General features: G+C 69.0%; 8 protein-coding genes. 2 read left to right on the plus strand and 6 right to left on the minus strand.

Going from position 1 to position 9,209, the window contains the following annotated elements; all coding sequences use genetic code 11:
• Positions 1-360: 360 nt before the first annotated feature.
• From VGZ32_RS25755 to VGZ32_RS25780, 6 genes are all read right to left on the minus strand, one after another.
• Positions 361-675, minus strand: coding sequence for a DUF4387 domain-containing protein (locus VGZ32_RS25755; RefSeq protein ID WP_326888790.1), 315 nt, complete (start codon positions 673-675; stop codon positions 361-363).
• 4 nt (positions 676-679) lie between these two features.
• Entirely contained in the window at positions 680-2,053 is a 1,374-nt protein-coding gene (locus VGZ32_RS25760) for an acyclic terpene utilization AtuA family protein (protein WP_326888791.1), read from the minus strand.
• Positions 2,054-2,436: 383 nt separating this feature from the next.
• Positions 2,437-3,147 (minus strand): GntR family transcriptional regulator, encoded by a 711-nt coding sequence (locus VGZ32_RS25765; RefSeq protein WP_326888792.1) that lies wholly within the window; start codon positions 3,145-3,147, stop codon positions 2,437-2,439.
• An 18-nt stretch (positions 3,148-3,165) separates the two neighbouring features.
• On the minus strand, positions 3,166-4,266 hold the full coding sequence (locus VGZ32_RS25770) for an ABC transporter ATP-binding protein (protein WP_326888793.1): 1,101 nt from the start codon (positions 4,264-4,266) through the stop codon (positions 3,166-3,168).
• On the minus strand, positions 4,259-6,004 hold the full coding sequence (locus VGZ32_RS25775; protein WP_326888794.1) for an iron ABC transporter permease: 1,746 nt from the start codon (positions 6,002-6,004) through the stop codon (positions 4,259-4,261). Before VGZ32_RS25775 ends, VGZ32_RS25770 begins: the two co-directional genes overlap by 8 nt.
• An 8-nt stretch (positions 6,005-6,012) precedes the next feature.
• Positions 6,013-7,137 (minus strand): ABC transporter substrate-binding protein, encoded by a 1,125-nt coding sequence (locus VGZ32_RS25780; RefSeq protein WP_326888795.1) that lies wholly within the window; start codon positions 7,135-7,137, stop codon positions 6,013-6,015.
• Positions 7,138-7,661: 524 nt separating this feature from the next.
• Between VGZ32_RS25780 and VGZ32_RS25785 the strand changes: the two genes are divergently transcribed.
• Both VGZ32_RS25785 and VGZ32_RS25790 read left to right on the plus strand, forming a co-directional pair.
• Positions 7,662-8,339: a response regulator transcription factor gene (locus VGZ32_RS25785; RefSeq protein ID WP_326888796.1), complete on the plus strand. Its 678-nt coding sequence runs from the start codon at positions 7,662-7,664 to the stop codon at positions 8,337-8,339.
• Positions 8,320-9,209 (plus strand): HAMP domain-containing protein (locus tag VGZ32_RS25790; RefSeq protein WP_326888797.1); only part of this gene is annotated, 890 nt, incomplete at its 3' end. The genes VGZ32_RS25785 and VGZ32_RS25790, both read left to right, overlap by 20 nt.

A 9,209-nucleotide genomic window follows, 5' to 3' on the forward strand; every position in this document is an offset into this window, starting at 1 on the left:
CCCCCCCCCCGCGCTACTCCCGCCTGGCGCGGGTGCTGGGGGTGCCGAGAATTGCACCCAACGATCTCAAGTAACACCATGCATTGATTCGTGCCTCATTATGCCAGGTGGTGAAGTGCGCACATGTTTCGAACCATCACGACATACCAACGCGCCGTTATATGCGAAGCCGCGGCACACCAGGCGAGGTCCTGGGCATGCCGAAAATTCCTCCGTGCAGGTGGCACGCCCTGGGGCGTCATCGCGATCGGTGAGCGGCTTGGTGCGAGGTTCTCGGCATTCAGATCCCTCCCACCCACAGCCGATGGTGGGAGGGATCATGAAAGGATTGGGTGGCGCGACGTGGGAGGGCGGGGTGGCTCAGTCGGCGGGGATTTCGAGATCGACCAGGGGCGCGTACTGCTGTCCTCCATAGCTGTCGGAGTCGGCGAGGTCTCCCTGGCGTACAGGGCGGGGGAAGGAGACTTTGACCGCTTCGGCGCCGTCGTGGTGCACGACGAGTACCTGGGCGGGGTCGGCGCCGTAAAGCTCTGCGAAAAGTCCCGCGCTCAGTGCCCTGGAGCCGCGCAGTTTGCGGTAGCTGTCGGTGTCGCGGGCCATGAAGTCGAAGGTGAGCCAGAACGGGCCGGCGTTCTTGGAGCGGATCAGGGAGCAGAGATCCAGTAGGCGGGTCATGCGATCACCTCTTCTGGACGTTCTCGTGGACGGTGCGGAACAGCTCGTGCGGGCTCTCGGGCACGGCGACGTGGTGCAGGGTGAAGCGGAAGACCGGGCCGCGGTCGGTCTCGGGTGGGGAGAAAGGGTAGGCGATGGTGCTGGCCAGCCCGTCGTATTCGGGGACCGGCAGGTGGGAGGAGGCGTGGGCGACGAAGGTGGCGATCGCGTGTGCGAGGTGCTGGGTGGGGGCGGTGACCGTGATCAGGACGCCGAGTTCGTGGACGGGCTGGTCTCGCGCCGGGTCGTGGGGGCCGAGGACGGCGTCGCGTCCGTAGAGCCGGTAGTCGATGGTGACGTCGTCCGGATGGACGCGTCCGCCGAACACGTCCTTGATCTTGGCTCGGAAGTAGTCCTGGGCCTTCGGCAGCAGGCTCGGGAGTTGTTCGATGACGATGCGGTCGCGGATTCCGCCGATGACGATGGTCTGGTAGCCGACGAGCCGTGAGCCTTCGAGTTTGTTCGTGTACGTGTCGCTCGGCCGGTAGGTGGCACCGGCGACGCGCACGCGGCGCTCGTCGAGGGCGGTGTAGGTCGCCTCGGTGGTGTCCAGGGTGCCGGAGGGCTCGGCGATCAGGTACGGGTTGGCGTTTTCGTACAGGGTGTGCGCGGCGACCGAGTGCGGGGTCAGGCGGGATGCGGGGTCGAGCGGTTCGACGTCGAAATGGTCGTCGCGCAGGTGCACGAACAGCCCGTCGGCCGAGGGCGGGATGGCGCAGGCCGCACCGCATTCGACGGTCTTGGCCGCGTGCCAGGTCAGTCCGGGGTCGGCGCCGAGCATATGCGGGACTGCGGCGTACAGTGCGGTGTCGCTGGCTCGCCCGGCGAGGATGACCTGGGCGCCGTCGCGCAGCGCCTGCTGGATTGGCTCGACGCCCATCATCGCGACGACGTGGCTGGCGCGCAGGGTCTCCTCGTCGATCTCGGGTGCGCCGTCCAGCGGCTTGATCCGGTTCTGCCGGTACCGGCGCACCAGGTCCGCGGGTTCCTGGTCGGCGTAGATGAGGGCGAGGCTGAAGGAGAGGCGCCCCTCGGCGGCGATCTCCCTTGCGATCTCGGCGACCCAGTCCACGCCGCTGTCGCAGCCGCTGGTGCCGCAGGACCCGATGATCAGCGGGACGTCCAGCGCATCCCTGGCCTTGAGTAGGTGGCGCAGGTCTCGTCCCACGGCCTCACGGGAGAGCTTGGGCTCGCCGCCGCCGAGATACGCGGGACCGCTGTCGGTCGACCCGGCGTCGCAGGCGATCACGTGCGGGCGCAGTGCGACGCCCCGGGCGAGGGACTCCGGGCGGAAGCCCGCGCCCAACGCGCCGGTTGGCGCCAGAATCCTGATTTCCATGGTGTACCTACCGCCTTCTGCAGCGCCGCCGCACGGGGCTGCGGGCGGCTGGGGGGCCGAGCTAGCTATTTGGTATAGCAAGTGTCGAGTGGGTTGGGCTGGGATGGGACGTGTGTGGGGCGGGCTGGTGCTCCGGGCGCATGCGCGGTGGGCGCGTCCGCGGTGGCGTTCACCCGCGACGGGTTCCCGGTGCCCGGGCGCGTGTGCGGTGGGCGCTACCTAGCGGGTGTGTGAGAGGTGGTGGCGGATCAGGGCGCGGCGTCTGGCGCGTGCGATCGCAAGGCGGAGGGGCCTCCTCGGATAGGTGTCCGCGGACGGCCCGACAACGCGGCGAGCGCGCGTGACAGGCGTCGTGATCCCCGGCACGACCTCTCGAACACCCACTAGGACGCGTCCCAGCCAGCGAGGTCGCTCGCGGCCGAGGAGGCGTGGGTGCGGGCCAACTGCTCGGCGCGCTCGGCGTCGCGCTCGCGCAAGGCCTCGAGAATCTCGCGGTGCTGGGCGTACCGCCGGATCTGGCCTTCGGAGCCCGCCGTGAGCTGGGCCGAGGCGAGCTTGAGGCGCTCCGACCGGCTGAACGCCCTGACCTGGTCCAGGGTCCGGGTCAGCTGCGTGTTGGCGGCGGCCTGCTCCACTTCGCGGTGGAACGCGCGTACCGCGTCGAAGATCCGCTCGATCTGGTCGGGGCTCAGCTCCCGCCCGGCGTCGCGGTCGCCGCGCAGTGCGTCCGCGGCCGCGTCGGCCTCGTCCAGCAGCGTGCCCATCCGCTTGAGCTGCGCTTCGGTGGCCTTGTGCGCTGCCAGGCGCGCGGCCACTCCTTCGAGGGCCGCCTCGATCGCGCCGCTCTCGGACCGCTCCTCAGGCGAGACGGTGACCACCCTGAGCGAACGCGGCCCGGTGTGCTCGACCAGCTGCTCCTGCTCCAGTCTGCGCAGCGCCTCACGCACGGGTGTCGCGCTCACGCCCAGGCGCGCGGCCAGCCCGCGTTCGGTGATCTTCTCGCCCCAGGGCAGGTCGCCGCGCACGATCGCCGCGCGCAGGGCCTGGTAGGCCTGGTCAGCCAGGGACTGGGAACTGAGGGCGGGCAGCGTCATGGCACTATTTGATGTCTGCTACAGCACATTGTCAAACTCCTCTTCGTCGTCGGTCACGAGGCTGGCCGCGGTCTCGTCGATCGAGATCTGTACGGTGCCGGTCGCGAGGGGCCGGGTGCTCACGGCCTCCAGGACCTGTGCGCCGACTCGCAGGGTATGGAGATAGTGGTCGCCGAGGAAGGTCGTGTGGATGACCTGCGCCGGCCAGCATGCTCCAGACACGTCCGCTCCCGGCTCGCTCAGCAGCAGTGATTCGGGGCGCACTGCGATGGTTGCGAAGCCTGGCTGTAGTGCGGCTGGCGCGCGGAAGCGGACCGGGCCGGGTAGGTCGTCTGCTTCGAGCAGGTATTCGCCGTCGGCGATCTGGCGCGCGGTGCCGGTCAGGAAGTTGCAGCGCCCGAGGAACTGCGCGGCGAAGCGGCTGCCGGGGCGCCGGTAGACCTCTTCGGGCGAGCCCGCGCGCACGATCCGGCCGCCGTTCATGACCAGGATCTGATCGCTCATCGCCAGGGCCTCGGTCTGGTCGTGGGTCACAAAGACTGTGGTCATGCCGAGTTCGCGCTGGAGTTGGCCGAGCCATTCCCGGGCCCGGTCGCGCAGCTTGGCGTCGAGATTGGAGAACGGTTCGTCGAGCAGCAGCGCGGTGGGGCCGTGGGCGAGCGCCCGGGCCAGGGCCACGCGCTGCTGCTGCCCGCCGGATAGCTCGTGCGGATGCGCGTCCGCGCGGTGTCCGAGCTCGACCAAGTCGAGGACTTCGCCGACGCGCCGCTTGACTTCGGCCCGGCCGGCGCGGCGGATCCTGAGCGGGAAGGCGACGTTCTCGCCGACGGTCAGGTGCGGCCACAGGGCGTAGGACTGGAAGACCACGCCCAGGTCGCGCTGCTCGGCCGGGACGTTGCGGCGCTGTCCGGAGTCGAAGAGCACGCGCTCGCCGTGGCTGATCGTGCCGCCGTCGGGGGTGTTGAATCCTGCGATGGCCATCAGCGTGGTGGTCTTGCCGCAGCCGCTCGGGCCGAGCAGGGTGACCAGCTGCTTGTCAGGGACGGTGAAGCTGATCCGGTTCAGGACCCGCGTGGGCCCGAAGCTTTTGGTCAGCTCGTGTGCGGAGATCTCAGGCATGGCTGCGGGCTTTCTTGCGCAGGGTCCATCCCAGGCCAAGTGCCAAGGCGAGGGCGACGAGCAGGACCTGGATCAGGGCGAGTGCGGCGACGGGACCGGGCAGGCCCTTGGACCAGGTCTGGAGCATCGTGGTGCCGAGCAGTTCGGTGCCCTGCTTTGCCAGGAACACCACAGGGTCGTAGTCGCTGACTAAGGTCACGAACATAAGGACCACGGCGCTGATCAGCGCGGGGCGCAGCAGCGGCAGGGTGACGCGGCGGGTGGTCGTCCACCAGCCGGCGCCCGAGGCCGAGGCGGCTTTCGCCAGTTCCGGGCTGATCCGTGCGAGCGCGGGGGCCAGCACGATGTAAGCCAGGGTCATGTTGCGCACGCAGAGGGCGAACAACTCGCCCCACAGGCTGTTGCGCAGCATCGCCCCGGGCCAGTCGACGACCAGGTAGAGCCAGAAGAATCCGACCCCGAACACGATGCCCGGCGTCGCCCTCGGGTAGACCAACAGCGCGGGCAGGGTACGGCGCAGCGCGAAGCCGGAGCGGTGTGCGACGACGGTGGCCAGGGCGACGAGCGCGACCGTCGCCACGCTGCCGATCGCGGCGATCAGCAGGCTGTCGGTGATCGACCGGTGCAGAGTCGGGTCGCTCCACACCTCGTGCCAGTTCGCCGCCGTCCACAGGTGCCAGGGCGCGACTAAGGTGGTCAGGTCGGTCACCGAGGACATCAGTCCGAGCCCGAGCAGCGGGATGACACAGGTCACGGCGACGAACCCGGCCATTCCCGCTGCGACTGGGGCGCGCCAGCGGCCGAGACCGATCTGTTGTGCGGGCGGGGTAGCGCGGGCACCTGCGGTGTAGCGGGCGGAGTGGCGCAGCAGCCTGGCCCGGGTGAGCAGTAGCAGGGACGCGGCTGCGAGCAGCAGGATCGCTCCGGCGGAGACGACCGGCGGATCGGGCACGATGCTGTTGTTCCAGGTGTCGTAGAGATAGCTGGCAATAAAGCTGATGTTCGCGGGGCGGCCGAGGAAGAGCGGGATACCCAGCACCTCGAGGCAGAGCGTGAATATCAGGATTGCGCTGTCGAGCAGAGCGGTGCGCAGTTGCGGAACGGTGACGGTGCGCAGGATGCGCAGCGTGCCGCCGCCGCTGGCACGCACCGCGTCCTCCAGCGTGCCGTCACCTCCTTCGAGCACTGCCTTGCAGGTGAGGTACGCGATGGGCAGGGTGACCACGGCGCCGAGCACGGACATGCCGGGCAGCGAGGTCAGGTTCCAGGCGGGCAGGTGCAGGTTCTTGGACCACAACTGGGTCAGGTACCCGGCCGGTCCGTACAGCGACTCCCACCCGACGATCAGCCCGAGCGGCGGGATCAGCAGCGGGGCGAGCAGCGCGGGCCCGAGCCATCGCTTGCCGGGCAGGTCGGTGCGGGTGACCAGGACGGCGAAGGCAGCGCCGAGTACGACGGCGAGCGCGGTGGCGCTCAGCGCGAAGATGACCGTGTTCAGCGCGGCCTGTCGGAACGCCGGATCGGCGATGAGTTGGCTGTACGCGGAGGCGGTGAACACGCCTCCGGGCAGGTAGTAGGGCTTTGATCGCAGGGATGTGATGACGAGCGGGGTCAGCGGCGCGATGGTCAGGACTGCCACCGCGGCCCAGACCAGGAACTGTCCCGGGCTCGCGGGGAAGGGGCGGCGGTCCCGGCTGCGGAGGGCGGCCGGCGCGGCGGGGAGAGTGTGCTCGGTCATGGCGGTGCCTAGTGGCCCAGAGCCTTGTTCCAGTTGGCGGTGATGGTCGCCTGCTGGTCGACGACGTCCTGGGAGACCGGGACGAGGTAGGTGTTCGCGGTCGGCACGTGGGTGGCTAGGTCGGTCAGGTCGGCGGTGCAGCCGGAGGCGGACTTGAAGTCGTTCATTGACGCTTCCAGCCCTACCGCGCACATGACCTGCTGGCCGGCGGCGCTGTAGATGTAGTCGAGGAACAGCTGCGCCGAGGCCGGGGAGGTGGCGCCGGCGGTCTGCGCGATCAGGCGCGGCACGAGCGGAGTCGCGTCGGTCATGAATCCGTACGCTGCCAGGCCCTTGTACTGCGGGATCACGCTCTGGGCCAGGCCGCTGGAGAGCCAGCCGACCGAAGCGCCGCCCTGAACCATGTACTGCAGGCCGTCCAGGCCCTCATCCAGGGTCTTGGTGTGCGGGCCGAAAGTGTTCAGGTCACTGTAGACGGCGTTCGCGCCGAGGATGTGGATCAGGCCGTACACGGCGCCGTACCCCAGCGGGTTGTTGGGGGAGTAGGCGACCAGCGGGTACTTCGACGGGTCGCTCTTCACATCGGCGGCGAGCTGGGCGTATGTGGTGGGCACCTGGCTGCCGGTGACCAGCTTGGGATTCCAGGCCACCAGCACCGGGTCGGGCGACATGACGTACACGCCGTGGCCCTGGTTGATGTACGAGGGAAAGTCCGCAAGGCCCTGCGGCGTGACGTTCGCGATCAGGCTGTTCTGCTCCGCTTGCAGCGCCTGCGGGATCGCGTCGGAGATCAGCAGGTCGGCGGTGCGCGCGCCTTGGGCGTGCTCGGACTGGAACTTAGTGAACACCTGATTGTCTGACAGCTGTGAGTACTGGGGTTTGATCCACGGGTAGGCCCTGGTGAACGAGTCCAGCAATGGCTGGATCGCGGCGGTGGGTGCGTTGCCGTAGATGACCAGGCCCGACTCGGAGTGGGACTGGGACATCAGGGAGGCGGCCGACGCGGGCGCCGCGGCACCACTTGTGGCGCCGACTGACGCGGGCGCCGCCGTCGAGCACCCGGCCAGCACACAGCCGAGCAGGAGCGCCGCCACCGAAGCCGGGGCGAGGGAACGAGCAGACAGGGGGCGCATGACGGCCTCTCTCAAAATAGAAGATTTGCTATAGCTAGTGTCTTTGCAAGCATGAAGAGAGACAACCAGCCATGAGAGATTTGCTATGGCAAAATGAGAGCACCGGCGCTTCGCGGTGTCAAGGCCGCGGAAACCCGCCGGTCACCTGCGCCCAACCTGCCGGAAACGAGGTGGGAGGGCGCGGATACCGGTTGAGCAGATCGAAGGCGCCCTGCCGCAGACGAGGTGGGAGGGCCGCGAATGCCGGTTAAGGAGATCGAAAGGTGCCGGTTCGTAGCGTCCCTAACGACGTCGGTACGTGCATCGAGCCGGTCCGATCGAGGCGGCAGGGCCGCGGATGCCGGTTAAGGAGATCGAAAGGTGCCGGTTCGTAGCGTCCGCGGTGACGCCGGTACCTGCCCCGAGCCGGTCCGATCGAGGAGGTGGACTTTCGTGGAGCCGTGGAGTGCCTCGGCGCGTTCGTCCGGCAAGACTCCGGCGCGCTGGATGACCCGGTCGTACTCTTCGCCGGGCATGCTTGACTCATGCGCGTCCTGATCATCGAGGATGATGAATCCCTCGGCGCCTCCCTCACCTGGGGGCTGGGCGCGGAGGGCTACGCCGTCTCACTCGTCGCGGACGGCGCCGAAGGCCTGTGGCGGGCCACCGAGCACGAGTTCGACCTGATCATCCTGGACGTCATGCTCCCGGGAATGGACGGCTATCAGGTCTGCGCCAAGCTGCGTGAGGCGGAGATCTGGACGCCTGTGCTGATGCTTACTGCCATGGACGACGACCTCGACCAGGCTGAAGGCCTCGACCTGGGTGCCGACGACTACCTCACCAAGCCCTTCGCCTACCCCGTGCTGCTGGCGCGGATCCGCTCACTGCTGCGGCGCACCACCCCGCCGCGCCCGGCCGTCCTGCGCGCCGGCGACCTGAGCCTGGACCCGGCCACCCGCGCGGTGCGTCGCGGCGAGACGCCCATCGCGTTGACCGCGGGCGAGGTGTCCGTGCTGGAATACTTGCTGCGCGCCGACGGACGCGCCGTGTCCAAGACGGAACTGCTCGAACACTGCTGGGACTCCGCCTCCCGGTCCGACCCCGCCGTGGTTGAGGTTCGCATCCACCACCTGCGCCGCAAGATCGATGCACCGTTCGGCGTGCACAGCGTCGAAACGGTCAGAGGATCGGGGTACCGCATTGACCCGCGCCTCCCGTAGCGGCTCGCTGCGCCTGCGCCTGACTGCACTGGCCGCACTCGTGATCACCGCGACGATCCTCGCCGGCTTCCCGGTACTGGCCATCACGCTGGTCATCTCAGTACGCGCGAACGTCACCACCACCCTGTCCGCCTACGCCGACTCGGTCGCCCGCTCGGGTACGGACGGCACCTGGCCCGATCCTCTGGCTCCGGCGGCTGCGGATTCGAGCATGTGGGCGCAGGTGGTCGACGAATCGTCAGGCAAGGTGCTCGCCTCCACCGCGAACGTCGCCGGGCTGCCTGCCCTCTACTCCCTACCCGCCGGAAGCACGAACCCCGAGGCGATCGCCACGAACCGCGGCGACGAACAGGTAGTGGCCGAGCGCTATGTCAGCGGCCGCACACCGGTCGTCGTGTTCGCCGGCGGCTCCAACCGCGTGCTGACCATCGTGACCTCCGACATCCAGGGCCACCTGCTGTTCGCGCTGCCTGTAGTCGTCCTCTGCGCCCTAACCGCCTCCTGGCTGCTGATCGGGCGTGCCCTGCGGCCGGTCGAACGAATGCGCGCAGAGGCCGCGGAGATCACCGGAAGCGACCTGCACCGGCGCATCCCCGAACCCGGCGGCGACGACGAGATCGGCCGACTGGCGCGCACCCTCAACTCCATGCTCGACCGCATCGAGCAGTCCTCGGCCAAACAGCGCCGCTTCGTCTCCGACGCCTCGCACGAACTGCGCACCCCACTCGCCGCCGTGCGCACCTCGCTGGAGGTCGGGCTCGCCCATCCCGACCAGGCGCCGTGGCCGGAACTGGCCGAACGCGCCGTGACCGAGACCACCCGGCTCCAACGCCTCGTCGACGCCCTCCTGCTCCAGGCCCGCGCCGACGC

The sequence above is a fragment of the Actinocrinis sp. genome (genome assembly GCF_035938995.1).
Lineage (GTDB): Bacteria > Actinomycetota > Actinomycetes > Streptomycetales > Catenulisporaceae > DASZGI01.